We start from the raw sequence: 23,923 nt of genomic DNA on the forward strand, positions 1-23,923 counted from the left end.
TTTATATAGTATCTAGTTTGGCGGTTTGGGTAGGTTTTTGGAAACGGAGAGTTTCTCTTCGCGTTGGGAGGGCTTTACAATATAGTGAATCCCCTTACGGGCGAGCTTAATGGCTTGCCAATGAATGAGCGCAATGGTGGTGAGGGTAACGAGTGGATGCCGCCAGAACACACGTCTCAGATTGGCTCTGGTCAATGGTTCCAGCGAGCCAATGAGTGACGTCAGAAGCTGCTTTTCGCCATTCTCATGGGTATAATCAATCCAGATGCCAAGCTTTCCTTCCTGATGTGCAATTCGGAAATGATAGGTTCCGTGGCGTTCTAAAAAGGGCGAGACATGGAACAGCTTATCGGCATGTAGCCATTGATCACTGTTAATAGGCGAATGGTCATTATTAGCGCAGAAATAGCTATGGGTTTCGCCAAAGGTATTATTCACTTCGGACAACATTGCGCGTATATTTTGCTGCGCGTCCATACATATCCAGAAGCTAACGGGGTTAAATACATAGCCCAGCACGCGCGGCATGGTGACGAGTGTAATATTGGCAATCTCATCACTAAAGCCTTGTTGGGCTAGAATCGTACGTATCCATGTTTCAAGTGATGAACCGTCTTTAGCGCCGTGATCTTTATCATGAATGGTAAGCAAGCTTTTACGATTATAGCCTATGCGCCAACCATCATTCACTTTGGTAAGCTGTTGAAGCGGTAGTGCGAGATAGTAAGTGCCATACACAAATTGATTCACTTTGGGAAAAAGCCGCTTATGCATCACCTTCGCGGTGAAAATCTGTGGCGTTATTTCCACGGTATCTCCACTCCCATGGCGCGGGTGAGTGTGACTGCGCTGAGCAACCCATCTTCATGGAAGCCATAGCGCTGATAGGCACCACAATACCAGATGCGATCAGTGCCTTGAATATCCTTGATGTGTTCTTGTGCAATGATTGCTGCTGTATCAAATACGGGGTGTTCCAACGTGGTGCGATTATGCACAAGATGCTCTGCAGGAGGGCGCGAGGGATTGAGCGTAACAATCAGATTCGTCTTGGTGGGGAGGGTTTGTAGCCGGTTCATCCAATAGCTGAGTGATACAGCAGGCTTTGCGTCGCGGCGCGTTTCTGAGTGGTATACCCAGCTTGCCCATGCACCTTTATGCTTCGGCATAAAACTCTCGTCACTATGTAATACGACTTCATTAGGCTGGTAGCGTATTGCACCTAAAATGTTGCGCTCAGCCTCGGTCGGATTTTGCAGCATATGAAGTGCTTGATCGCTATGGCAGGCGAGAATCACCTGATCGTAAGTGGCGCTGCCACCTTGTGTGTCGCGGACTTCGATGCCCTGTGCCGTGCGGGTAATAGCGCTGGCGCCGCACTCTAGTTTGATGCGATCACGAAACGGTGCGGTGAGGCGCTTCACATACTCACGACTGCCACCATCCACCGTGTACCATTGTGGCTGATCGTTGACGCTAAGCAGCCCGTGATTATCAAAGAATCGTATGAAGCTGCGCGCGGGGAAGGCCAACATTTGTTCGAGCGGTGTGCTCCAAATGGCTGCACCCATCGCAAGTAGATAATAATGACGGAACCATGCACCCATTCTCAGCGCATCGAGGCATTCGCCTAATGTCACGCTTGGGTCTTTATCCAAAAATGCTTTGGATGCCTTATTGAAACGCAAAATGTCGGCAATCATGCGCAAAAATTGTGGGCGGAGAAGATTGCGCTTTTGTGCAAACAAGTTGCCGATCGACTGTGTGCCGTATTCCAGCCAGTGATGGTCGATGCTGGCGCCAAACGACATATCGCTCTTTTTGACGGGCACGTTCAGATGGTTAAATAAGCCCGTTAAAAGAGGGTAATTGCGGTAGTTAAATACAATAAAACCCGTATCAACGGGGATAGCGCCATCAGGCGTTTGGGCTTCAATTGTTCGGCTGTGACCGCCGATGTACGCGTTCTTTTCGTAGACGGTGATATCATGGTGCGGATGAAGAATGTAAGCGGCGCCAAGGCCAGAAATTCCAGAACCAATAACCGCAATTGACTGGCGTTGCATGAATACTCGTTGAGAGGTTTACCCCATCACATATAGAGTGCTGTGTTGTGCTAGGCAAGCGCCACAAGCTGCTTGGCAAGTTGATCGGCTTGCACGCGCAGTTCTGGAACGGCAGTGGTTTCAAGCAATTCACCAATCAGTAGTGGGCCGATGGCGTAAAGATGTTTGCCGACTTTGAAGCCATCCGTTTTGACGCCAAAACCTGTTTCATGTGCCGTTAATAATTGGTCGCGCAGTAATTGTTGCAGCAGTGGGTTACGCAAAGTCGTAGTACGGTATTCTTGGCCGATGCAGTGAATAGTTAGCGCCACTTTTGGCACGGCTGTCTTACGTGTGGCGATAATTTCTAGCTGTGTGTCGGCTTGTAATTGTGCCCAGATTTGGGGTGCCATGCGGTGGCGATGGATGTTCCAAAGACCGAAGTATTTATTCAAGAACCTGCGTCGCGCAGCAATGGTTTGTGATTTCCAAATAGTTTGCAAATGAGGGCGCAGACTGTCCACTACCTCTTGCCAACGGCGATGTGTCGCGGCACGTTGTTTGAGGGTTTGGAATGCGTTGATGAGCGTGGTTGGCAAAGGATCTTCCCACCCATATTTTAGTGGGTCTTTGAGGTGGGGTTGTGGAATTCTGCCACTGCGTGAAGCAAGGTAGATTTTGCCTTTAAAGCCACGGGCGCGCAGGGTGAGAAAGGCGTCCACGCCAGTAAGTCCTGCGCCTAGAATCAGCACCTGTTCATCATTGGTTGGCAAGGGATGCTCGAGCAATTCCCATGGGCTAATCGTGCTGCTCATGCTTTTTTGCTGCGCCGCTTCATTGCCCGTTGCCAGAACCACCTTGTGTGCGGATATGGTTTGAGTCGCTGTGGTAATCATGCGGTCTTTGCTGATCGCGGTGACCTCTTCCTCGATAAGCTCAATGTCGTGATCTTCATTATTCAATGCTGCGTCTAATATGAGGTCGATATAGTCGCCGTAAAATAAGCGCGGCACGAAGTCACTCTTTGTATAATGCTTAGTGTCAGGCTGGGTTGCGAGCCAGTCAACAAAATGGGTGGGTGCGTCGGGGAAGGCGCTCATATTATGTGCGGGGACGTTTAGCAGGTGATGGATATCCTCCGTGCTATAGGCTGCACCGCGTCCAACATTGCTGCGCGAGAAAAGTGCAATACGAAGCGGTTTTTGGGCGTAGCGCAAACAATTGGCTAGCGTGATAACGCCCGAGAAGCCGCCGCCAATAATTGCAATATCAAATGTTTGAGGCGTGGTATTGTTCATAACTCTCGAGCAGTTTGCTTGCAGGGATGCGGTTTTTCATGATCGCATAGAGTGCAGTAATTTCATTGCTTCCTGTTTTAGTGAACAGAAACGGAAAAATACCATGCAGTAAAATAGCGATGCCTGCCCATAACATGCGGCCCGACATACGGATGGTAAACCCTAAATGCTCAAGGTAGGTTTCACCCGTTGCTTTGGGGTGTTCGGTGAATGCCTCATTCAGCTTTGTAGTAACTTTTTGCGCCACTTCCTGCGCGATTCCCTTATATTCAGGTTTCATCGTTACCTCCTAATTACGTGCTCTTACTATTTTACCATGCGGTGCTTTCTCACCCGCCAAGTCGATAAATAATTCGGTCAATGACTCTGGTGTTGGTAAGCTGGTTGGGTCTTCGCCAGGAAAAGCCTGTGCGCGCATTTTGGTGCGTACGGCGCCTGGGTCAAGCAGATTCACTTTAATGGGTGTTTGCTTCACTTCTGCTGCATAGGTGAGCGTGAGATGCTCAAGCGCTGCTTTGCTGGCGGCATAAGGCCCCCAATAGGCAATAGGTGCTGCCGCCGCACCTGAAGTGACCATCACCACGCGGCCTGAAGCAGACATGCGAAGTAATGGGTCCATCGCGCGGATGAGTCGGTAATTTGCGGTCACATTCACCTTGAAAACGTCTTCAAATTCTATCGGCGCAGCATGGGCGAGGGGAGACAGCGAGCCAAGCATGGCCGCGTTGCCAATCATGATATCCAGCTTCTTGAAGCGCTCATAAATCGTGGCGCCTAGCGCATCAATCATGTCACCTTGGCGTATATCGAGCGGCACGAGAGTTGCGCTCGATCCTGTTATTCTGCGAATGTCGTCGTCTACTTCCTCAAGCCCGCCAACCGTACGTGCGGTGAGAATCACATGCGCACCTTCTTTGGCGAAGGCTTTGGCCACCGCAGCTCCAATGCCGCGTGAGGCACCTGTAATCAGTGCGATTTTACCGTTGAGACGCATTAGGCTACTTCTTTGACAAAGAGATCCGCTTGTTTACCACCAAGCCCCTGCTCATTATCGGTAAGGGCGATGGGGTATTCACCTGTGAAGCACGCGTCGCAATATTGAGGGATCTCGTTGTTGCGTTTGGCTTCACCCACCGCACGGTACAAGCCATCGATCGTCAGGAAGGCGAGGGAGTCTGCACCAATCAGTTCACACATTTCGTCGATCGTATAGTTAGCGGCCATGAGCTGCGAACGCTCTGGCGTGTCGACACCGTAAAAGCATGAGTTTGTCGTTGGCGGTGAGGCGATGCGCATATGCACTTCTTTTGCGCCAGCTTCACGTACCATGGCGACGATTTTTTTACTAGTCGTGCCGCGTACGATCGAGTCGTCCACCAAGATCACTTTCTTACCAGCGATCATGGAAGTATTGGCGTTATGTTTCAGCTTCACCCCAAGGTGGCGCACTTGATCGGTAGGTTCGATAAAGGTGCGGCCCACATAGTGATTGCGAATAATGCCCAACTCGAACGGAATGCCTGAGGCTTGCGAATAACCCAGTGCCGAGGGAACGCCAGAGTCAGGAACAGGCACAACAATATCTGCTTTTACCTTCTTCTCTTTTGCTAGTTCTGCGCCGATGCGCTTGCGCATGTTATAGACGTTCTTATGCTCCATAAAACTGTCGGGACGCGCAAAATACACGTATTCGAAGATGCAGAAACGATGGGTGGATTGTGTGAATGGATACAGGCTCTCAATGCCATCTTTGCGAATCACAATCATCTCGCCTGGTTCGATATCGCGTTCGAAGCGCGCACCAATAATATCCAGTGCGCAGGTTTCAGATGCGAGGACGTGTGCATCGCCCAAACGTCCTAGTACGAGTGGACGCACACCATTAGGATCGCGCGCGCCAATCAGCGCGTCTTTGGTAAGCATAACGAGCGAATAAGCACCTTCCACTTGCTTTAGTGCGTCAATGATGCGGTCTTCAACGGTAATGCCCGTAGAAAGTGCCACCAGATGTACAATCACTTCTGTGTCGGAAGTGGATTGGAAAAGTGAACCGCGTGCGATGAGGTCTTTTTTAATCGTCAGCGCGTTGGTGAGGTTGCCATTATGCGCCACGCCGAATCCACCGATGGAAAGCTCGGCAAAGAAGGGTTGCACATTGCGCAGCATGGTTTCACCCGTGGTCGAGTAACGGTTGTGACCAATTGCGCTTTGGCCGACGAGTTTCTTCATGATCTCTGGCGTATTGAAATTATCGCCAACTAAGCCCAAGGCGCGGTATGGATAGAACTTCTCGCCATCCGTGCTGACGATACCGGCTGCCTCTTGGCCACGATGCTGGAGCGCGTGTAATCCCAACGCTGTGTGGGCGGCTGCATCCGATGAGCCGAAGATGCCAAAGACGCCACATTCGTCGTGGAATTTATCAAACATTACTTCCCGCTTTCCATTTCGTTTTGAAGATCTTCCATCGTTGGCCATTTTGGTTCTTCGGTGGGGTCGTTATCTTCGTTCAGCATTCTTTCGTCGGTCGAAGTTTCGTCTTTCAATTCTTCGATGGCGTTCTTTTCTGCAGCTTCTTTGAGTGTGGAAATATCGGCCAGATATTCTGGCGCAATCGCCGCCAACCATTTTGCAGACTGCTCAACATAAGGTTTGGTCATCGAGGTTTTGAGAAAGTCTGGTTGCTTGTCCTCGTCTTCGGAAATCATGATGCTCATGGTGAAGTAACCAATCGACACCAACAATATGCCGCGTGCGACACCGAATAGAAGTCCCAAGATATTATCCATCGCGCCGACTTCGCTGCCTGTTTTAAGCATCTTGAGAAGCATGCGGTTAAAAATTGATATGCCCAATAGCGCGGTGATGTAGGTGCTCATCGAAGCGAAGCCGCTTGCCACCATGGTGCTTTTAACGTGTGGCTTAATGTAAGCCGCAACATCGGGGAACACGTAGAGGGTGATAAGACCAGCCCCAACCCATGCGCCTAGCGAGAGTAGTTCGCGTACAAATCCGCGAAAGAGCGACAAGAGGGCGGAAAGTACGATGACGCCGAGTACGATGGCATCGAAGATATTGATCGTTGTTTCAACCATGGAACTATAACCCCACTATCCATTTCACAAGGTCTTCTACATGATGCATCCGCTCACTGCCAAGCGATTTTCCAGCCTTGGTGGATGCTGGAATAAGTGCCTTTGTAAAGCCTAGCTTCTCGGCTTCCTTGAGGCGTGCATCTACCCGTGAAACGGCGCGCACTTCGCCTGTCAGGCCCACTTCGCCCACCGCGATTAAGCCTTGGGGTAAGGGTTTATCGAGCAGCGCAGAGAGTAAGGCGGCGGCGGCAGCGAGGTCGGCTGCGGGCTCGCCAACTTTCATGCCACCCGCGACATTCAAGAAAACCTCTTTATCGGCAAAGCGCATGCCAGCACGGGCTTCGAGTACGGCGAGAATCATCGCAAGGCGTTGCGAGTCAAACCCTACGGTGGCGCGACGTGGCGTGGACATCATAGATGGTGAAACCAGTGCCTGAATCTCGCACAAGATGGGGCGCGTGCCTTCCATACCTGCGAAAACAGCCGCACCGCTAATCGCGCTTTCGCGCTCTTCCAAAAAGAGGGAGGAGGGATTTGCCACTTCTTCCAACCCTTTGTCGCTCATATTAAATACACCGATTTCGTCGGTCGCGCCGAAGCGGTTCTTTACCGCACGCAGAATGCGATATTGGTGGCCACGGTCGCCCTCAAAATAGAGTACCGTGTCGACCATATGTTCGAGCACGCGTGGGCCTGCGATCTGCCCATCTTTGGTGACATGACCCACAAGGATGAGCGCAAATCCACGCTTCTTTGCAGCACGAATCAACTCATGCGCGGAGGCGCGAACTTGTGCGACGGTTCCGGGTGCGGAATCAAGCGAATCTACGAACATGGTCTGGATGGAGTCGATGATAACGACGCGGTGGGTTTCGTTCTTATCAATGGTGGCGAGGATATCGCGCACATTGTTGGCGGCGGCGAGTTGAACGGGGGCTTTTTCAGCGCCTAAGCGTTGCGAGCGAAGCTGAACCTGTGCGGTCGATTCCTCCCCCGTGATGTAGCAGACGTCTTCGCCGCGTTTGGCGAGTGCGGCGACGGCCTGAAGTAGCAAAGTAGATTTGCCGATGCCTGGGTCACCACCCAAAAGAATGGCGGAGCCTTCGACCAAACCGCCACCCAATACGCGGTCGAGCTCGGCAATCCCTGTTGTCATGCGTTCAGGCAGTTCGGCTTTTTCAGCCAGCGAGACAAGCTCTAACCCCTTACCCTTACCTGCTGATAAGCCCTTGGGTACGGTGGCGACTGTCTCCTCGACATAACTGTTCCATTCCCCGCAACCTTCACATTTTCCTACCCATTTTCGGCTTTGCGTACCGCAGGACTGGCAGACATAAAGTGTGGTGCTGGCGGCTTTGGACATACAAAAAATCCTTATTTCATGGCCGCTTGTCATAATTTCGTAACGCTTGGCGGCTAGATTGGGGTATAGTCCTAGGCAGTAGCACATGAACGCAGAAGCACCAAACGAGAAAATCGCCCTATCGCTCGACCATAATGGCAAGGTCCCCGTAACGGTAGAAGGCGGCACATTGTCCATCGATCTCAAGGGATTGAGCGAAAAGAATTTGATTGGCCCTAAGGGTCATTTGATAAAAGGCCTCAAACTCTTTGTGAATGGCGCCCGCGTAGAAGCAAAGCCAGTTCGAACTGACGGCCAGATTACCTTCCAGCTACCCGAAGGTGTTACACCCCAGACCCTCTCGCTAACACTCTATGAGCAGCCTATTTTAACGGCGCAGGGGGACGGAGTATCAGGCTTTAGCATACACCCAGACCATGCGCATGAGCGCCTGACCATTACCGAATTGCGTATGTTGGGCACGTCGGAAGTTAGATTGCCACATATCCCAACGCCACGCAGCAAGCTGGCTGGTTTTGACCGCGCGAAGCATGCTCCCATCACCGATTTGCACACACATTCTTCGGCACAATTATCGGCCGATGATTTGATGGATATGGCCATTCGTAACGGCCTGAATTACCCTGTTGAGCTGCTCGAGAAAAAACTCGGTATGCAGTTTAGTGATGCGCGGCGTGCGCGCATTACCAAAGGCCCAAGCTATGCGTTCCACCCAACGCAGGCCGAAGGATTACAGTGCGAGAAGAAAGACCAGCAGATTGATGTGATTCCACTTTCGGCGCTTACCGATGTGCAGCGCGAACAACTGAAAAACAAATTCCATGTACCGCGCGACGCGACGCTTACCATCACCGACATGGATGATGAGATGTATCGCTATGGTAACCCGATTGTGAAGAACCCATCCATTGCCAAAGAGATGCTCATAACGATTGCGCGGGATTGCCAGAAAAAAGGCATTCAGTATATCGAGCTTTCGACTGCGTCGATGATAGATAAAGTCGAGTGGTTCGGCGAAATGATCGAAGCTGTGCAGGAAGCCGAGAAGATGGGCGTAACGATGCGCTTCTTGGTTGGCATTCCGCGTAACTTTGCACCACACCAAGTGCTTGGTGCACTCGAGAAAACCAAATATGCATTGCGTCACCCTTATGTCGTGGGTGTGGATTTGCTGGGCTACGAGTATAACAGCACGACCAGCTTTAATTGGGCGCTGGCCCATATTGCCAACTGGGCGCGCGCGCGCGACGGTAAGAGTGACCTGAAGGCAGAGCATGGTTGGGACTTTAAGCGCGACATGGTGGTGCGTATCCATGCGGGCGAGACTGGTAAGAGCGAGCGCAACGTTGCTGGCTCTATTGCGGTTGCTAAGCATTATGACATTAGAATGCGCGTTGCGCATGCGCTCAACGAAGCGGAAGATGAAAACCTCAATAATACACTCACCAAATTAACCGACGGTGCGGGCGGTGAGTCGAAGGTATCTTTTGAATTCTGTCCAGACTCCAATATGGGGTATGGCAACGTTCACGATGTATCGGGATTCCCATTCTCGCGCTGGCTTGGCTCGGTCAAAAGCTGGTTTTTGGGTACGGATGGTATGGGTGCGATTCAGACAAGCCCAGTGCAACTTGCCCTCTCAGCAATTGCAGGAGGTGTGACGCTAGGTCAACTCACACAGATGCGCGCAACGGAAGATCACTTCATCGCGGGGCAGAAGCAGCGTGATGCGGCAAAATCGAAGGCGTTCTTGTCGCATTATGGCCCAGATGTAGCGCAGGCTAACCAGTCATTCCTAACGGGCCTCAAAGAGCATTTGGGCTATGTAAACAGTCTTGGCCCAGACCCCGAGAATAAGAAGCGTACTATTTTGCCAAAAAGTTTTGCGGGTAAAATCCCAATTCTGATTTCAGGTGCAGCAGGTTCTTCGTGGAGCGATATTAAAGATCCTGCCGTGCGCAAAGAGATTATCGAGTCGATGAAGGTGCTGGCGCAAACGCTTGACCCTGAAAAAGTCTTTTTCGTGGTTGGCCGCACCAAGGGTTCAAGCCGTGGCGAAGTAGCACGTGCCAATGATGATGATATTAATGGTGTAACGGCGGCGATTGATCAGGCGGTGCATGATTATAACGAGCAAAACCCAACACGTAGCTTTGATATGCTCTCGCTCAACACCGAAGAGAACACTGATATTGCGCGCTCTATTACGTGGCTAGTGCACCAAGACGGTACGCGGGCACGTGTGCCATTCAACACCATGAATTTTATGCGCTACGCAGAGCAGGCGGGTATCAGTATTTTCATTGGTGGTGGTAACTTCACTTCAGCGATGATTGAGTATGCGCGCAAAGAACCTAGAAACGGCCAACACCCAACACCCTATCTTCTCATGAGTAATGCAGATGGTGCGAGTATGGATTTTGCAAAGAAATCAGAGCTAGGCCGCACCTTCGAAAATCACTCACAGCTTCTGGGACGGATGAATAAAATTGCTACAGACGTGTTGGGTGGTGTTTCTATTTTTCGTGATGATGCGAAAACCAAAGCGCTTCTGAGTCAGGCCGAGAGAGACTTACCACGCCAGCGTGGTGACGGATAATTAGCGTTTGACCGCTTGTGTGATTGGCCCTTCAGCGCGACCATGGACAAATTGGTCAACGTAGGGGTTTCCTGAATTATCAATGGCTGAGACGGGGCCATCCCAAATAATTTTACCTTGGTAAATCATCGCGACGCGGCTAGCGATTTTGCGAACGCTCGACATGTCATGTGTGATGGTAATCGCAGTCGAGCCAAGTTTTTTCACGCAAGACACGATCAGTTCATTAATCACGTCCGACATGATGGGGTCGAGACCTGTGGTCGGTTCGTCGAAGAAAATCACCTCAGGATTGGTGGCAATGGCGCGCGCCAGTGACACGCGCTTGGCCATACCGCCAGAGAGTTCGGCAGGCATCAGATCCGCAACTTCGGGCGGCATCCCGACAGCGGCGAGCTTCTCAACCGCAAGGTCGCGTGCGTCTTTAACATTCAGCGCATCCGCACCGTGCGATAGTGCAAAAGTGATGTTACGCCACACGGGAAGTGAGTCAAACAATGCGCCACCTTGAAACAACATGCCGCACTTGCGCAGCATAGGCTCGCGCTCGCGGAAGGAATCATGCGTAATATCTTGGCCATCATATTCCACGGTGCCTTGGTCGGGTTTCACGAGGCCAAGAACCGTTTTAATCGTCACCGATTTGCCAGAGCCCGAACCGCCAACAATCACCAACGATTCCCCAGGCTGGACTTGCAGATGCACGCCATCCAGCACCACTTTGCTGCCGAAGCGCTTATGGACATTGGTGAGCTTAATTTTTGGTACGGCGTTAATCATATGGCGAAGAAGAACTCCGTGAGCATGTAGTTGGATAATAGAATGAGAATGGAGGCCGACACCACTGCGTTCGTGGTGGCAGCACCTACACCCATCGCCCCACCTTTGCTGTGGTAGCCATGGTAACTGCCCATCAGCGCAACGATGAATCCGAAAGCGGACGCTTTCACCAAGCCTGAGAATACGTCTTTGAATTCGAGGAAGTCCCACGTGTTATTCAGGTAGGGGCCGGGTGCAAATCCTAGCGCATGGGTGCTCACCATGTAGCCGCCGAACACGCCGATGATATCGGCGATAAAGACGAGGCATGGCAGCATTAACGTGCCAGCAAGCAAGCGGGGGAAGATGAGATATTGGAATGGATTGGTTGAAAGTGTCACTAGCGCGTCGATCTGTTCGGTGACGCGCATCGTGCCGATTTCAGCAGCGAATGCTGCACCAATACGACCCGCAACCATGAGGCCGGCTAATACAGGCCCAAGCTCGCGCGTAATTGATAGCACGACGACGATTGGAATCGATGATTCTGCGGAGAAGCGCGAGAAGCCCGAGTAGGATTGCAGGGCTAATACCGCGCCTGTGAAAATCGCGGTGAGGCCAATCACTGGTAAAGAGTAGTAGCCAATTTCAATCATCATCCGGCCAAGTTGGCGCGGATAATAGGGTGGACGGAATCCGCTTGAGAGCGCCTGCCAGATGAACAGAGACAAACGCCCAACCGAGGCGAGGAACGCCATAAACACGCGCCCAATCAGAGCGACAATGTTGTTGTGTTGAATCAGCTCATTCATACATACACTCTTTTTACGCGCGGGCCAATCGAGGTGAGAATCTCATACCCAATCGTTTGGGCGCGGTTTGCTATAGCATCTACCGTAAGTTCGGGGTGGTTGCCAAGTAGTGTTACCATAGCGCCTTCGGTAAGCAACGATTCTGGCACTTCTGTGCCATCAAAGCACAACATATCCATGGTTACGCGGCCAAGTAGCGGTAAACGGTGTGCGCCCAGATAGGCGCATGAATGGTTGGAAAGAATGCGGTGGTAACCGTCTGCATAGCCACTGGCGACTGTAATAATGCGCGTATCTTTAGGAACGATTTTGGTCGCGCCATAACCCACAGATTGCTCGTGGCTGATGGTGCGCATCTGAATGATAGGTGCCTGCCAATGCGCCACCTGTTGCATGGGGTTTGTGCCTTCATCCTGTGGGGCGATGCCGTAAAGCGAGCAGCCAACACGCGCGAGATGAAAGTGAAATGATTCAGGCAGGAATACGCCGCCTGAGTTGGCAAAACTAACAGGTATGCCAGTTGCGCTGGCGGTGATGTGCTCCAAGATTTCCAACTGCTTTAGATTGAGCGGATGGTTGGGGTCTGGCGCGCAGGCGAGGTGCGACATGATGAGTGATACGCGGCAATCGGTCAGGGACTGCGCGTCCAGCGTTTTGAACTCTTCTGGTTGGAGGCCTAATCTGCCCATGCCTGTATCAATATGTAGTGCCGAGACGGCATGAACATGGTCTTTGGCGACAGGTTTCCAGCGTGCGAGTTGCTCACGGGAGTTCAATACGGGAATCAATCGGTGTGTTGCGAAAGCGAATTCCTCACCATGCTGCACGCCGTGAAATACTAATATGCGCACATCAGGCAGCGCTGCACGCAGTGTGATGGCTTCTTCGAGTGTTGCCACAAAGAACGTGTGACAGCCTGCTTTGGCGAGTGCCTCAGATACTGGAACCATGCCTAGACCATACGCATCCGCTTTGACGACGGCGGCGGTTTCTTGGCCTGTGAAACGCGCGGCGAGCAATTTCCAGTTCGCGACAATCGCTGAAAGATTCACGGTAAGTGTAGGGGTTAGGAACGTCATGCGCCGCTTATATATGCTAACGACTCATGACTCAAGGCTCACGACTAATGCCCGAAGGGAACTTCTGGCATATGGTCGGGCTTCACGTAGTTCTCGAAGCGTGTCAATTCACCTTGGAACTGCAGGGTTACCGTGTCGATTGGGCCGTTACGGTGCTTGGCAACAATCACATCAGCCAAGCCGTGGACACGGTCCATTTCCGCCTGCCATTTCAGATGCTCTTCGGTGCCTTCTTTAGGCTGGGTACGCTTCAGGTAATATTCCTCGCGGAAGACGAACATCACCACGTCGGCATCTTGCTCGATGGAGCCTGATTCGCGCAAGTCAGCAAGTTGTGGGCGCTTGTCGTCGCGTTGCTCGACGGCACGCGAAAGCTGCGACAAGGCGATAACAGGAATGTCCAATTCCTTGGCAATCGCTTTGAGGCCTTGGGTGATTTCCGAAATTTCCTGTACGCGGTTGACGTTGCCACCAGTCGCTGTGGCGCGCACGAGCTGTAAGTAATCGACGACCAATAAGCCCAGATTATGCACGCGTTTCAGGCGGCGTGCACGGCTACGCAGTGCGGCAATCGATAGTGCGGGCGTATCGTCGATATGGAAGGGGAGGCGCGCCATTCTCTGTGATTCTTGGGCGAGGATGGTGAATTCTTCTTGTGTTAATTCGCCGCGCTGAAGCTTGTGCGAACTGATCGAGCATTCGGTAGCCAGCATACGCATCGCAAGCTGTTCGGCGCTCATCTCGAGTGAGAAGAAACCTACCGAGCGGCCTTTCTCACCGCGCATGACTTTCTCTTCATCTTCTACAGCGAGCGCTTTGGCAGCGCGGTAGGCGATATTGGTGGCGAGTGCGGTTTTACCCATCGATGGGCGGCCTGCAATAATCAGCAAATCGGAATGGTGTAAGCCACCAAGCAGTTTATTCAAATCCGTGTAGCCCGTGTCCACGCCAATGACTTGGCCTGAGCGTTTATAGGCTTTTTCGGTATGGGCGATTGCTTCTTGCAGTGAGCTCTTGAAATGCACGAACCCACCCTCAGCATCGCCTTCGGTCGCGAGGTTGAAGAGTTGCTGTTCCGCCATCTCGACTTGGGTGATGCCTAGATGCTCGGCTTCTTTGAAAGCACGATTGACGACTTCTTCACCTATGCCGATGAGGCGACGTTTCACCGCCGCGTCGCGGATCAGGTTGGCATAATCATGCACGTTGATGATGGAGGTAGCCGCACCAACGAGACGCGCAAGGTAATGATCTTCCACACCTGCGCCGGCAAAATGCTGCTTCAACGTGACGGGGTTGGCGATGAGCCCCTTATCGTGAAATTGTAGAATCGCGCGGTAAATGCGTTGGTGTAATTCGGCGTAGAAGTCTTCGGGCTGCAGCGCAGTGCCGACGTGGTTGAGCGCTTCATTGTTGGCGAGTACGGCGCCCAGCAGGGCTTGCTCGGCCTCCATATTATTGGGGGCTTCGCGGGTACCTGCCGCAGCAGGTGACTCATTTTTAAGACTAACAACCGTGTTCATTGCTTACCGTAATTTTTTATTACAATCATTATGCGGCAAGTCGGCAGAACATGCTACGGCTACGCAAAACTTTTTCAACATATCCACAACGAAAAACGGCGACACGTTATTTACGTATCGCCGTTACAATCGTCGTTGTGAATAAGCCTAGGCTTCTTCGCTTTCGTCAGCAGTTTCAGCCGCAACTTCTTCGGCTTCTGGTTCGCCAGCGAGTTCTTGTGCCAGCAAGCTGTCTGCGTTACGTGCGACATTCACTTTCAATGCCACTTGTACTTCAGGGTGCAGGTTGATGACTGCCTCGTATACGCCCAATGCCTTGATAGCATTGTTGAGGTCAATCAAGCGACGCTCCACTTTGTGACCAGCTTCAGCCAATGCTTCAGCGATGTCACGTACAGCAACTGAACCGTAGAGTTTGCCATCTTCCGCCGCTTGGCGAATGATGGTAACGCTCAGGTTCTTCATGCCGCTTGCGAGTTTCTCTGCGGCTGTTTTTGCTTCAGCGTTTTGCTTCTCAAGCACCGCACGCTTTGACTCGAAGAACGCCTTGTTCTGTTCGGTCGCACGGAGTGCTTTCTTTTGTGGCAACAGGAAGTTACGCGCAAAGCCAGGCTTTACGGTTACTGTGTCACCAACGCTGCCCAGACGGGCGATTTTTTCTAACAAAATAACTTGCATGACACTCTCCTAGGATTGCGAAACATACGGCAGTAACGCAAGGTTACGAGCACGTTTGATAGCGCGTGAAAGGGCGCGTTGCTTCTTCGCCGACACCGAAGTGATACGTGAAGGAAGAATTTTACCACGCTCGGATACGAAGCGTTGTAGCAACTTCACATCCTTATAGTCGATTTTTGGCGCAGCATTTCCTGATAGTGGGCAGGATTTGCGGCGACGGAAAAATACTTTGCGACCTGCGCCGGCGCCATCGCCACCATCGCGGTCAAATTTATCGCTGCGTTCAGCTCTTTCGTAGGCCATGATACTCTCCTTATGCTGCTTCGTAGCTGTCGGTTTCTTTTTTCATCATCACGCTTGGGCTTGCATCCAGCTTCTCGACTTTCACGGTCAAGTTGCGGATGATGTCCTCGTTGATGGAAACGTTACGCTCGAATTCTTTGAGCGTTGCTGGGTCCGTTTCAATGCCCAACATCGTGTAGTGGCCTTTGCCCGCCTTATTGATTTTGTAGGCGAGGGTGCGAAGACCCCAATATTCACTCTTAATGATTTTGCCTTTACCGTCGGTCACGATCTTGGTGAGCGAGTCGGTCAGTTTTTGCACATCGGCCTTCGAGAGGTCGGCACGTGCAACAAACGTGCATTCGTAAAATGCCATTGTCGTTACTCCATAGACGGTGGTTCTCAACTCCGTTCCTGCACCATGCAGGGCGGCGGAAACACCTGTGAATCTACCCCAGCACCGCTGAGGAGGCGGTTTATTAGGCTCCTCAAGCGTAAAAGGCAAGCGATTTTACTGTATAAGGGGCTATTCAGGGGTGACAAAGCCGAAAAAACCCTCTAAAGCCGCCCCGATTCATTAAATAGCGCTCAAGCGCCGCGTGGGCTTTCGCCCTCAACGGGCGTCGAGGCGTCGGTTTTAAGTAAGAGGTAACGATGACAACCGCATTGGTATTTCCAGGTCAAGGCTCACAGGCTGTGGGTATGGGTAAATCACTGGCAGAGCAATTTGCCGTGGCGCGCGAAGTATTCCAAGAAGTGGATGACGCGCTGAACCAGAAACTATTCGCGCTGATGCAGGATGGGCCAGAGGCCGATCTGAACCTCACCGAAAACACCCAACCCGCAATCATGGCGGCATCACTCGCCGCTTATAGAGTCATGGAAAAAGAAACGGGCTTCACCCTGCCAAAGGGCGCGTTGTTCGTGGCGGGTCACTCTTTAGGTGAATATTCCGCACTGACAGCGGCTGGTGCGTTGAGCGTTGGTGACTGTGCAACGCTGTTGCGCATTCGTGGCGCGGCGATGCAGGCGGCAGTGCCCGCAGGTCAAGGCGGTATGGCGGCGATTATTGGGCCTGAGCTTGCGGCTGTACAAGAAATTGTCGCGGAAGCTGCCAAGCGTTCAGGCGAAGTAGTGGAAGTGGCAAACCATAACTCCACGAACCAGATTGTTATTTCGGGCTCGGCAAAGGGTATTGAAGTGGCCATGGAAGTGGCGAAAGAAAAAGGTGCGAAGCGCGCTGTACCGCTCACCGTTTCGGCTCCGTTCCATTGCTCGCTCATGGCGCCTGCTGCTGATGCGATGAAAGATGCGCTCGGTAAAGCAACGGTCAATGCACCGAAAGTTCCCGTAGTGGCGAATATCTCGGCGAGTGCAATTTCGGACCCATCGCAAATTCGTGAAGCGCTGGTGAAACAAGTAACGGGCATGGTGCGTTGGGTGGATTCGATTACCTATCTGCAACAGCACGGCATTAGCCGTATCATCGAAGTTGGTCACGGCAATGTTCTGACGGGGCTTATCAAGCGTATCGTTCCTGAAATGACCCTTATCAATGTTGGATCGGTCGAGGATATTGAGACGTATTCTAAAGCTGCATAATATACAAGGAGACTTACATGACTTCACTCGCAGGAAAAAAAGCACTGGTGACTGGCGCATCGGGCGGTATTGGTGGCGCGATTGCCAAAGCACTGCTCGCCGCAGGGGCGGATGTTGCCATTTCAGGCACGCGTCTTGAAGCACTCGAAGCACTCAACGCCGATCTGGGTGGTAAGGGCAAAATCCTCACCTGCAACCTGACGGACGCGGCGGCAGTGGAAGCATTGCCCGCGCAAGCTGAAGCCGCATTAGGTGGCCTAGACATATTAGTATGTAACGCAGGCGTGACGAAAGATACGCTGGCGATGCGTATGAAGGACGAAGATTTTGATAGCGTGATTGCCATCAACCTGCGCTCGACGTTCCAATTGAACCGCGCAGTATTGAAGCCATTCATGAAGCAACGTGCTGGCCGCATCATCAATATCAGCTCGGTTGTTGCCGTGATGGGCAATCCTGGTCAGGCGAATTACTGTGCGTCCAAAGCAGGTATGATTGGGATGAGCAAGTCACTGGCGGCGGAAGTTTCAAGCCGTGGCATTACGGTGAATTGCGTGGCCCCTGGCTTCATTAAAACCGCGATGACCGACAAGCTGAACGAAGAACAGCAGAAACGCATTACGGATAACATTCCTGCGCAACGTTTCGGCACGCCAGAAGATGTGGCGGCGGGTGTGGTGTTCCTCGCGAGTGACGCTGCGGGCTACATCACTGGCCAGACACTCCATATTAATGGTGGATTGTTGATGGTATAAAGTGAGAGACTTCAGTCTCTTATCCACACAATGCTTTTTTTAGTAGCCTCGTGCATATCCCTATGCTACTTGCAGCGCCTAACCAAGGACAAGACGATTAATCCTTGTCAAAGAATAACTAAACGGAGAACGACATGAGTGACGTAGCACCACGCGTAAAGAAAATTGTAGTAGAGCATCTGGGCGTTGAAGAAGGCAAAGTAACCCCTGAAGCAAACTTCATCGACGATTTGGGCGCAGACAGCCTCGATACCGTTGAACTCGTTATGGCGTTCGAAGAAGAATTCGGCGTTGAGATTCCAGATGAAGCGGCTGAGAAAATTCAGACCGTTGCAAACGCAATCGACTATATCGAGAAAAACGCTGCCTAAGCGTTTACTCATCAGAAGTAGCATCACATGCGTCGCGTAGTAGTCACAGGTATGGGGTTAGTGACCCCGCTTGGAGTGGGCGTTGACCATGTATGGAAACGTCTGACCAATGGCGAATCTGGCGTTCGTCCCATCACGCATATCGATGTTTCGGACATTCCCGCAAAGATTGCCGGCCAAGTCGTGCGCGGTAAGGGCGAGAACGAGTTTGATTGTGATCGCTACATCGAGCCGAAAGAACAGAAGAAGATGGATGAGTTTATCCACTTCGGTATGGGCGCGGCGGACGAAGCGATTGCCCAAGCAGGTTTAAGCACCTTGACCGACGAGCAAAAATTACGCGCAGGTGTAATGATTGGTTCGGGCATTGGTGGTCTGCAAGCGATTGAAGAAACCGTGTTGATGATGAAGGAGAAGGGTGCGCGTCGCGTGTCGCCATTCTTTATTCCTGCATCACTTATCAATCTCATTTCGGGTCAGGTTTCGATTAAACATGGCCTTAAAGGCCCTAACCACGCTGTGGTTACTGCGTGTTCTACAGGTGCGCATGCCATTGGTGATGCGGCGCGTATTATTGCCTATGGTACCGCAGATGTGATGGTTGCTGGCTCTGCCGAATCAACGATTTGCCGCATCGGTCTTGCAGGATTTGCTGCAGCACGTGCGCTTTCGACCAGCTACAACGAAACCCCAGAGAAAGCTTCCCGCCCATGGGACGAAGGCCGCGATGGTTTCGTAATGGGTGAGGGTGCAGGCATTGTGGTGCTGGAAGAATACGAACACGCAAAAGCGCGTGGCGCGACGATTCTTGCAGAATTCGGTGGCTATGGCCTTTCGGGTGACGCCTATCACATCACCAGCCCAGCCGATGATGGGGATGGTGGTTTCCGCTCCATGAAAATGGCGCTTGATGACGCGAAGTTAAACGAAAGCGAAATTGGTTATATCAATGCGCATGGCACTTCGACCCCGAAGGGTGACGAGATTGAAGCGGGCGCTGTGCGCCGCTTGTTCGGTGCAACGAATGTGTCGATGAGCTCGACCAAATCAGCAATCGGTCACTTACTGGGTGGCGCGGGTTCGGTGGAAGGTATTTTTGCGATCCAAGCTGTGCGTACCGGCATCTTACCACCAACGCTGAATTTGGAGAATCCATCTGAGTCGGTGAAGGGCATGGACCTTGTGCCGCTTACTGCAAAAGAGAAGAAAGTGACCGCCGCGCTGTCTAACAGCTTCGGCTTTGGCGGCACGAATGCCTCGGTGATTTTCAAGGCGTTTAGTTAGAGACTTTTCAAATCAATTAGCGCACTCTGCCTCTAGGCTGCGTGAATAATGCCAGCGCTTCACGTGCGTCGTTTTCATCAAAATGTGCTACTGTCTCGCCAGGCTGTTTTGTAAAAAACCGCGCAATAGTTGCCCCAAGTTCTTCTGCGGTGGGTGGAGGCGCTTCGATAGTGGAAACCCGCGTACAACCAATATTGGCAATACATCCGATTGTTTCGACTTTCGGTATGCCATCTACGGTTCGCTCAAGCATCAGCGATACAGTCCCATTGCTTGGAACTAACATTGCGGTAATGCGCGTATTTTCATCAATTTGGTTTACGGCCATTTGATTGCCACCACCAAGATCTTGTACTTCGCCGTTGCTCATCGTTGCTCGCCCATTTATGTTCAGGCTTCATTCTAGTGCTAATGGTATTAATAAATACTAAATAATCCATGGAAAATCATGAAACTGGGCGTTTATCAGCATTATAAGGGGCCGAAATATAGGGTGCTTGGTGTGGTCCGCCACAGCGAAACGCTGGAAGACCTCGTCTATTACGAATGTCTCTATGATAACCCGAATGGCCAGTTCTGGGTGCGGCCTAAAGCCATGTTCACTGAGGTGATTGAGCATCAGGGGCAATCTATGCAACGTTTTACCTATGTGGGTGATTAGGCTGTTCTTGTCGCGGCTTGGGATTGCTCTAGATTGAGTGCATGAAACTCAAATGGCTTATTGGTGGAATAGTGGTGTTGGCGCTCATCGCGCTTGGCTTTGTGGCGTTCAGTTACCAGCAATATCATGCCGCGCGCGATTACATTGAAGCAGAGAAAACGGTGGTGATCGCGTCTGGCACAGGGGCGCGGGCGATTATCAGACAGCTTCATGAGGCGGGGGTTATTCCTGCGCCATGGCTTATCGCACTGCCGATGATGCTGGGTCACGATGCGACGAGCCTCAAGGCGGGTGAGTATCAGTTTACGTCTGGCCTGTCGGCGCGTGACGTGCTGCAAAAAATTTCACGTGGTGAAGTGGTCGTGCACAAAGTCACGATTCCTGAAGGGTGGAATTTGCGGCAGATTCGTGAAGCGTTCATGGCCGAGCCGCTTCTGTCAGGTGATTTTCCAGCCCATGTAAGTGAGGGGAGCATCTTCCCTGAAACCGAATTATTCCAGCGCGGTGAATCACGTACGGATGTGATTGAGCGCTTACAAAAACGGATGCGTGACGCGCTGAATGACGCGTGGAAAAAACGCGCCGAGGATCTGCCCTTCGCAACGAAAGAGGAGGCGCTCATTCTTGCTTCTATCATTGAAGAAGAAACAGGTGTTCCTGAAGAGCGGGGTAGAGTGGCTGCAGTTTTTGTGAACCGCTTGCGTGACGGCATGATGCTACAAACCGACCCGACGGTGGTGTATGGTATTGAGCAGCAATTAGGCCGCGAAATGGGTAGGCAGCTTTTCAAAGGTGATTTGCAGCGCGACCACCCTTGGAACACCTATACGCGTACGGGCCTTCCGCCCACGCCGATTTGCAGCCCAGGGCTGGATTCGATTCAAGCGGCGCTGAACCCGCCGCACTCGGATGAATATTATTTCGTGGCGAAAGGCGATGGCGGGCATTATTTCGCGCGCAATCTGCGTGAGCATAACGCCAATGTCGCGAAGTATAAGGCGAAGCTAAAAGAGTTGGTGGATTAGACGCTTACGCCAAGGCTTGCATTTTGCTCGCGCGCGGCTGCGATATTGAATGTCGGAGCAGAGAAGTGGCCCAACAACTCTCCAGTAGTATCGATTCCAGGTTGCCCAACATTATCGATTCCAGGCTGCTCTGCGATGGAGCTTCTCATCTGTGCAAGTTCCGTTGTACTTATTAAGCCGTTCTCATCTCGATCGAATGCTGCAGTGATATTACGCTCTGCTGTATCAAGTTGAGCCTCAGTATATGGAGTGTCTGAAACCGCATTCGCAGCCTCTAACATAGCCCTGAAACGGACAGTTTCACCATCTACGATACGGTTTTCTAATGATGCAAAGTAAGTTTCCAAAGGATTTGGTCTATCCGCCACGAGAGTAACATCCGTAACAGGTGTAGGGCTCTCAGAGGGTGTTCTGCGTGCTTCATCTAATGACGCACGAATCCAATCACGATCTTCGCGGTCCGCAACGATTTTACCTCTCATAGGGATAGAACGCTCAATAAACTGATCAATGGACATCGCGGGCCAATTAAGCATGCTGTGGTTGAGGTCTACTTGTATGTTGGCTAGCTCTGGGTGTGCTGCTAACGTTGTTCTGATAAAAGTTTTGTCGTCCTCACTTAATTCTCTGTCCGCAAGTCTTATGAGCATGTCGCGTGCAGCGGCTTCCTGATCTGCGTCTAGATTAGTGAAGCTCACATTCTCAGGAGTGGTCAGTGGTAGACCTGTAATGGTTGCTACGGGTGTGGGTGTACCATCTGGCTGTGTAGTGGGAGGGGCTGCATCTCGATCTCGGTCGGGGGTTCTGTCGTCATCACTTCTGCCCGCGAGTCTTTCAAAGAAAGCTTGGAATAATTCAAATATCCTACTCCAGTCAAAACCTCGGCGCGCGTCGGATGTTCCTGCAACATGCGCATCAATCGTGGTCGGATTTATGCCATTTGGCGGTGTGGTTGTTGCGTGTGACATGCCTTAACTACTAAACAAGAATGGGTTGTGTGTATGGCTTAATATACCCTACCCAACCTTAACTATTCGTTAAAACCACTCATAGACACATAAATATTTTTGCCGATGAATTAAGTTAACCTGCTGTATTTAAACATATAAGGCTCTTGCGCCCAGCAATGATGCAAAAATACCACAGGTGAGGAATCTTCATCACAATCCATGGGGTTAGAGCTTTCTACCGTTGCGCTTGGCGTGCATTTGGGGCAAAAACAGCCCCGATGCATCGGCATAGATTTCCGCAAGTATTTCTATTGAAGATGTAGATGTGGCATTCAACTAATAAAAGGAAATTGTATCATGAACACGCTCAAAACTTCGACCATTCTGGCCGTTGCTGGTGCGCTGCTCGTTGCTGCTTCGGCAACTGCAGGCATGAAAGACGTCGTAAAAAGCAACCACGGCAAAAACTGGGTTAGCACCAACGGTAACTGCGTACAGACCAAGTGGGACGGCCTCAGCGGTTGCGCTGACGCATCACTCGAACTGCGTACCGTTTACTTCGACTTCGACAGCGCGGTATTGACCCCAGCTGCGAAAGCGAAATTGGATGTTCTCGCGAGCACCCTCGCTTCAAACGGCACCAACAACGTGAAAATCGTTGGTTACGCTGATAAAATCGGTAACGCTTCTTACAACGTAAACCTCTCACAGCGTCGTGCAAATGCTGTTGGTTCTTACCTCGTAAGCAAAGGCGTGAACGTTGCTCCTGGCTCGGAAATCCGTGGCCTCGGCGCGACCTCGTCGCTCTCGCAGTGCCAAGGTATCCGCGGTGCGGAACTGAAAGCATGCCTGTGGCGTGATCGCCGCGTTGAAGTTGAGATCCTCTAGATCTTTCTTCGATAGCGTATGAATGAAGGGGCGCCCAATGAGGCGCCCCTTTTTTTGTTTCACCAGCCTAGCTGACCATCTACTTTGTCGCCTCATGCTGTGTTGCTCACGTAGAACCACTACGCGGTGCTACTCGAATTTCGGACTTCGCGTATCTGGTCTACTATGCTGATGAATAGGGAGACCTACTTTAACTTCGCTGCAAACATTGCCACGCGCTCACCCAATACGCGACCAAACTCTTTGTCGCCTTCTGGTGGTGTAACGTCGGGTGCGGCTTGATCGGATTGTGCCATGACACCCGCAAACGAACCCAAGCGATTCACTTGTGCAGGGTCGCCTACTGGGAATGCAGGGTCACGTAATACGCCAGGGCCAACCCAGATCATGCTGTGCTGCATGGCGAGTGAGAAGAGCTGAATCAGTGAAATGGATTTATCGCCACTCAGGTTGCCCGAGTTGGTAAAACCACCCGCCAGTTTGTCTTTCCATTCTTGCTTGAACCATGGCTTGCTGGAAGCATCAATGAAGGCTTTGAAAGGTGCAGATAGGCCACCCATATAGGTTGGTGCGCCCATGATCACGCCGTCGGCAGCTTTGATCGCGTCAAAGATAGGTGCGAAATCCTGATCAGCTTTCTCAATTTTGAGTAGTTTTGCTGTGCCGCCACCACGAGTAACGCCCTCAGCAACGGCTTTAGCGATTACTTCTGTGTGGCCGTAGCCAGAATGGTAAACGATAGCGATGGTGGTCATGGGGCTCTCCTTGTGTTGATGTATTCCCCACTAATTTACTCGAATAATTCTTGTTGCAAATGCGAATAAACGCATTAGACTGTTTCCATATCCCACACA

The 23,923-nt window shown here is 51.6% G+C and carries 26 protein-coding genes; 8 read left to right on the plus strand and 18 right to left on the minus strand.

Features of this window, described 5'->3' with window-relative positions; genetic code table 11:
• Window positions 1-12 precede the first annotated feature (12 nt).
• The 8 genes from J0M34_08460 to radA form a co-directional block, all read right to left on the minus strand.
• Window positions 13-810 carry a DUF1365 domain-containing protein gene (locus J0M34_08460; protein ID MBN8544279.1) on the minus strand — a complete coding sequence of 266 codons (798 nt, stop codon included), beginning with the start codon at window positions 808-810 and terminating at the stop codon, window positions 13-15.
• Window positions 801-2,066 (minus strand): FAD-dependent oxidoreductase, encoded by a 1,266-nt coding sequence (locus J0M34_08465; protein MBN8544280.1) that lies wholly within the window; start codon window positions 2,064-2,066, stop codon window positions 801-803. Before J0M34_08465 ends, J0M34_08460 begins: the two co-directional genes overlap by 10 nt.
• Window positions 2,067-2,116: 50 nt before the next feature.
• On the minus strand, window positions 2,117-3,343 hold the full coding sequence (locus J0M34_08470) for an FAD/NAD(P)-binding protein (protein MBN8544281.1): 1,227 nt from the start codon (window positions 3,341-3,343) through the stop codon (window positions 2,117-2,119).
• Complete coding sequence (locus tag J0M34_08475; protein MBN8544282.1) at window positions 3,315-3,566, minus strand: hypothetical protein; 252 nt, start codon at window positions 3,564-3,566, stop codon at window positions 3,315-3,317. Before J0M34_08475 ends, J0M34_08470 begins: the two co-directional genes overlap by 29 nt.
• Window positions 3,567-3,632: 66 nt before the next feature.
• Window positions 3,633-4,337 carry an SDR family NAD(P)-dependent oxidoreductase gene (locus J0M34_08480; GenBank protein ID MBN8544283.1) on the minus strand — a complete coding sequence of 235 codons (705 nt, stop codon included), beginning with the start codon at window positions 4,335-4,337 and terminating at the stop codon, window positions 3,633-3,635.
• Entirely contained in the window at window positions 4,337-5,821 is a 1,485-nt protein-coding gene (locus tag J0M34_08485; GenBank protein MBN8544284.1) for an amidophosphoribosyltransferase, read from the minus strand. Before J0M34_08485 ends, J0M34_08480 begins: the two co-directional genes overlap by 1 nt.
• Window positions 5,773-6,438, minus strand: a complete 666-nt coding sequence (locus J0M34_08490) for a CvpA family protein (GenBank protein ID MBN8544285.1) — start codon at window positions 6,436-6,438, stop codon at window positions 5,773-5,775. Before J0M34_08490 ends, J0M34_08485 begins: the two co-directional genes overlap by 49 nt.
• 4 nt (window positions 6,439-6,442) lie before the next feature.
• Window positions 6,443-7,801 carry a DNA repair protein RadA gene (gene radA / locus J0M34_08495; GenBank protein MBN8544286.1) on the minus strand — a complete coding sequence of 453 codons (1,359 nt, stop codon included), beginning with the start codon at window positions 7,799-7,801 and terminating at the stop codon, window positions 6,443-6,445.
• A gap of 85 nt (window positions 7,802-7,886) precedes the next feature.
• Here radA and J0M34_08500 point away from each other — a divergent pair, with 85 nt between their 5' ends.
• The gene (locus J0M34_08500; GenBank protein ID MBN8544287.1) at window positions 7,887-10,400 is read left to right on the plus strand and encodes a hypothetical protein; all 2,514 of its coding nucleotides are present in this window, start codon (window positions 7,887-7,889) and stop codon (window positions 10,398-10,400) included.
• Here the strand turns inward: J0M34_08500 and J0M34_08505 are convergent, their stop codons facing one another.
• The 7 genes from J0M34_08505 to rpsF all read right to left on the minus strand — a co-directional run bounded on the left by J0M34_08505 (window position 10,401) and on the right by rpsF (window position 15,909).
• Window positions 10,401-11,180 carry an ATP-binding cassette domain-containing protein gene (locus J0M34_08505; protein MBN8544288.1) on the minus strand — a complete coding sequence of 260 codons (780 nt, stop codon included), beginning with the start codon at window positions 11,178-11,180 and terminating at the stop codon, window positions 10,401-10,403. It abuts the gene before it with no gap.
• A complete protein-coding gene (locus J0M34_08510; GenBank protein MBN8544289.1) occupies window positions 11,177-11,971 on the minus strand; it encodes an ABC transporter permease in 795 nt (264 codons plus the stop codon). Before J0M34_08510 ends, J0M34_08505 begins: the two co-directional genes overlap by 4 nt.
• On the minus strand, window positions 11,968-13,050 hold the full coding sequence (alr, locus tag J0M34_08515; protein MBN8544290.1) for an alanine racemase: 1,083 nt from the start codon (window positions 13,048-13,050) through the stop codon (window positions 11,968-11,970). The genes J0M34_08510 and alr overlap by 4 nt, the downstream gene beginning before the upstream one ends.
• A 44-nt stretch (window positions 13,051-13,094) precedes the next feature.
• Window positions 13,095-14,573 (minus strand): replicative DNA helicase, encoded by a 1,479-nt coding sequence (locus J0M34_08520; GenBank protein MBN8544291.1) that lies wholly within the window; start codon window positions 14,571-14,573, stop codon window positions 13,095-13,097.
• Window positions 14,574-14,720: 147 nt separating this feature from the next.
• The gene (rplI, locus tag J0M34_08525) at window positions 14,721-15,251 is read right to left on the minus strand and encodes a 50S ribosomal protein L9 (GenBank protein ID MBN8544292.1); all 531 of its coding nucleotides are present in this window, start codon (window positions 15,249-15,251) and stop codon (window positions 14,721-14,723) included.
• Between the two features lie 9 nt (window positions 15,252-15,260).
• Window positions 15,261-15,554, minus strand: coding sequence for a 30S ribosomal protein S18 (locus tag J0M34_08530; protein MBN8544293.1), 294 nt, complete (start codon window positions 15,552-15,554; stop codon window positions 15,261-15,263).
• 10 nt (window positions 15,555-15,564) lie between these two features.
• Window positions 15,565-15,909 carry a 30S ribosomal protein S6 gene (gene rpsF, locus J0M34_08535; protein MBN8544294.1) on the minus strand — a complete coding sequence of 115 codons (345 nt, stop codon included), beginning with the start codon at window positions 15,907-15,909 and terminating at the stop codon, window positions 15,565-15,567.
• A gap of 278 nt (window positions 15,910-16,187) precedes the next feature.
• On the opposite strand from rpsF, the gene fabD reads away from it, so the two are divergent.
• The 4 genes from fabD (at window position 16,188) to fabF (ending at window position 19,545) form a co-directional block, all read left to right on the plus strand.
• Entirely contained in the window at window positions 16,188-17,135 is a 948-nt protein-coding gene (fabD, locus tag J0M34_08540) for an ACP S-malonyltransferase (GenBank protein ID MBN8544295.1), read from the plus strand.
• Between the two features lie 17 nt (window positions 17,136-17,152).
• The gene (gene fabG / locus J0M34_08545) at window positions 17,153-17,890 is read left to right on the plus strand and encodes a 3-oxoacyl-[acyl-carrier-protein] reductase (GenBank protein MBN8544296.1); all 738 of its coding nucleotides are present in this window, start codon (window positions 17,153-17,155) and stop codon (window positions 17,888-17,890) included.
• 134 nt (window positions 17,891-18,024) lie between these two features.
• Window positions 18,025-18,261, plus strand: coding sequence for an acyl carrier protein (locus J0M34_08550; protein MBN8544297.1), 237 nt, complete (start codon window positions 18,025-18,027; stop codon window positions 18,259-18,261).
• 27 nt (window positions 18,262-18,288) lie between these two features.
• On the plus strand, window positions 18,289-19,545 hold the full coding sequence (gene fabF, locus J0M34_08555; GenBank protein ID MBN8544298.1) for a beta-ketoacyl-ACP synthase II: 1,257 nt from the start codon (window positions 18,289-18,291) through the stop codon (window positions 19,543-19,545).
• 16 nt (window positions 19,546-19,561) lie between these two features.
• On the opposite strand, the gene J0M34_08560 is transcribed toward fabF, so the two are convergent.
• A complete protein-coding gene (locus J0M34_08560) occupies window positions 19,562-19,915 on the minus strand; it encodes a hypothetical protein (protein MBN8544299.1) in 354 nt (117 codons plus the stop codon).
• A 78-nt stretch (window positions 19,916-19,993) separates the two neighbouring features.
• Between J0M34_08560 and J0M34_08565 the strand changes: the two genes are divergently transcribed.
• Complete coding sequence (locus J0M34_08565) at window positions 19,994-20,206, plus strand: DUF1653 domain-containing protein (protein ID MBN8544300.1); 213 nt, start codon at window positions 19,994-19,996, stop codon at window positions 20,204-20,206.
• 41 nt (window positions 20,207-20,247) lie between these two features.
• Window positions 20,248-21,231, plus strand: a complete 984-nt coding sequence (gene mltG, locus J0M34_08570) for an endolytic transglycosylase MltG (GenBank protein ID MBN8544301.1) — start codon at window positions 20,248-20,250, stop codon at window positions 21,229-21,231.
• Here mltG and J0M34_08575 read toward each other — a convergent pair.
• Entirely contained in the window at window positions 21,228-22,199 is a 972-nt protein-coding gene (locus tag J0M34_08575; protein ID MBN8544302.1) for a hypothetical protein, read from the minus strand. The two genes, mltG and J0M34_08575, sit on opposite strands and share 4 nt — an antisense overlap.
• Window positions 22,200-22,538: 339 nt before the next feature.
• Between J0M34_08575 and J0M34_08580 the strand changes: the two genes are divergently transcribed.
• Window positions 22,539-23,069: an OmpA family protein gene (locus J0M34_08580; GenBank protein MBN8544303.1), complete on the plus strand. Its 531-nt coding sequence runs from the start codon at window positions 22,539-22,541 to the stop codon at window positions 23,067-23,069.
• A gap of 185 nt (window positions 23,070-23,254) precedes the next feature.
• Here the strand turns inward: J0M34_08580 and J0M34_08585 are convergent, their stop codons facing one another.
• A complete protein-coding gene (locus tag J0M34_08585; GenBank protein MBN8544304.1) occupies window positions 23,255-23,824 on the minus strand; it encodes a flavodoxin family protein in 570 nt (189 codons plus the stop codon).
• Between the last annotated feature and the right edge of the window lie 99 nt (window positions 23,825-23,923).

It is taken from the genome of Alphaproteobacteria bacterium, assembly GCA_017302575.1.
Classification (GTDB): Bacteria; Pseudomonadota; Alphaproteobacteria; order Rickettsiales; family UBA3002; genus JAFLDD01.

Coding starts and splice junctions, on each gene's coding strand:
- J0M34_08465 (MBN8544280.1), bottom strand. CDS start 2,066: ATGCAACGCCAGTCAATTGCGGTTATTGGTTCTGGAATTTCTGGCCTT.
- J0M34_08470 (MBN8544281.1), bottom strand. CDS start 3,343: ATGAACAATACCACGCCTCAAACATTTGATATTGCAATTATTGGCGGC.
- J0M34_08480 (MBN8544283.1), bottom strand. CDS start 4,337: ATGCGTCTCAACGGTAAAATCGCACTGATTACAGGTGCCTCACGCGGC.
- J0M34_08485 (MBN8544284.1), bottom strand. CDS start 5,821: ATGGCCAACGATGGAAGATCTTCAAAACGAAATGGAAAGCGGGAAGTA.
- J0M34_08490 (MBN8544285.1), bottom strand. CDS start 6,438: ATGGTTGAAACAACGATCAATATCTTCGATGCCATCGTACTCGGCGTC.
- radA (MBN8544286.1), bottom strand. CDS start 7,801: ATGTCCAAAGCCGCCAGCACCACACTTTATGTCTGCCAGTCCTGCGGT.
- J0M34_08500 (MBN8544287.1), top strand. CDS start 7,887: ATGAACGCAGAAGCACCAAACGAGAAAATCGCCCTATCGCTCGACCAT.
- J0M34_08505 (MBN8544288.1), bottom strand. CDS start 11,180: ATGATTAACGCCGTACCAAAAATTAAGCTCACCAATGTCCATAAGCGC.
- J0M34_08510 (MBN8544289.1), bottom strand. CDS start 11,971: ATGAATGAGCTGATTCAACACAACAACATTGTCGCTCTGATTGGGCGC.
- alr (MBN8544290.1), bottom strand. CDS start 13,050: ATGACGTTCCTAACCCCTACACTTACCGTGAATCTTTCAGCGATTGTC.
- J0M34_08520 (MBN8544291.1), bottom strand. CDS start 14,573: ATGAACACGGTTGTTAGTCTTAAAAATGAGTCACCTGCTGCGGCAGGT.
- rplI (MBN8544292.1), bottom strand. CDS start 15,251: ATGCAAGTTATTTTGTTAGAAAAAATCGCCCGTCTGGGCAGCGTTGGT.
- J0M34_08530 (MBN8544293.1), bottom strand. CDS start 15,554: ATGGCCTACGAAAGAGCTGAACGCAGCGATAAATTTGACCGCGATGGT.
- rpsF (MBN8544294.1), bottom strand. CDS start 15,909: ATGGCATTTTACGAATGCACGTTTGTTGCACGTGCCGACCTCTCGAAG.
- fabD (MBN8544295.1), top strand. CDS start 16,188: ATGACAACCGCATTGGTATTTCCAGGTCAAGGCTCACAGGCTGTGGGT.
- fabG (MBN8544296.1), top strand. CDS start 17,153: ATGACTTCACTCGCAGGAAAAAAAGCACTGGTGACTGGCGCATCGGGC.
- J0M34_08550 (MBN8544297.1), top strand. CDS start 18,025: ATGAGTGACGTAGCACCACGCGTAAAGAAAATTGTAGTAGAGCATCTG.
- fabF (MBN8544298.1), top strand. CDS start 18,289: ATGCGTCGCGTAGTAGTCACAGGTATGGGGTTAGTGACCCCGCTTGGA.
- J0M34_08560 (MBN8544299.1), bottom strand. CDS start 19,915: ATGAGCAACGGCGAAGTACAAGATCTTGGTGGTGGCAATCAAATGGCC.
- J0M34_08565 (MBN8544300.1), top strand. CDS start 19,994: ATGAAACTGGGCGTTTATCAGCATTATAAGGGGCCGAAATATAGGGTG.
- mltG (MBN8544301.1), top strand. CDS start 20,248: ATGAAACTCAAATGGCTTATTGGTGGAATAGTGGTGTTGGCGCTCATC.
- J0M34_08575 (MBN8544302.1), bottom strand. CDS start 22,199: ATGTCACACGCAACAACCACACCGCCAAATGGCATAAATCCGACCACG.
- J0M34_08580 (MBN8544303.1), top strand. CDS start 22,539: ATGAACACGCTCAAAACTTCGACCATTCTGGCCGTTGCTGGTGCGCTG.
- J0M34_08585 (MBN8544304.1), bottom strand. CDS start 23,824: ATGACCACCATCGCTATCGTTTACCATTCTGGCTACGGCCACACAGAA.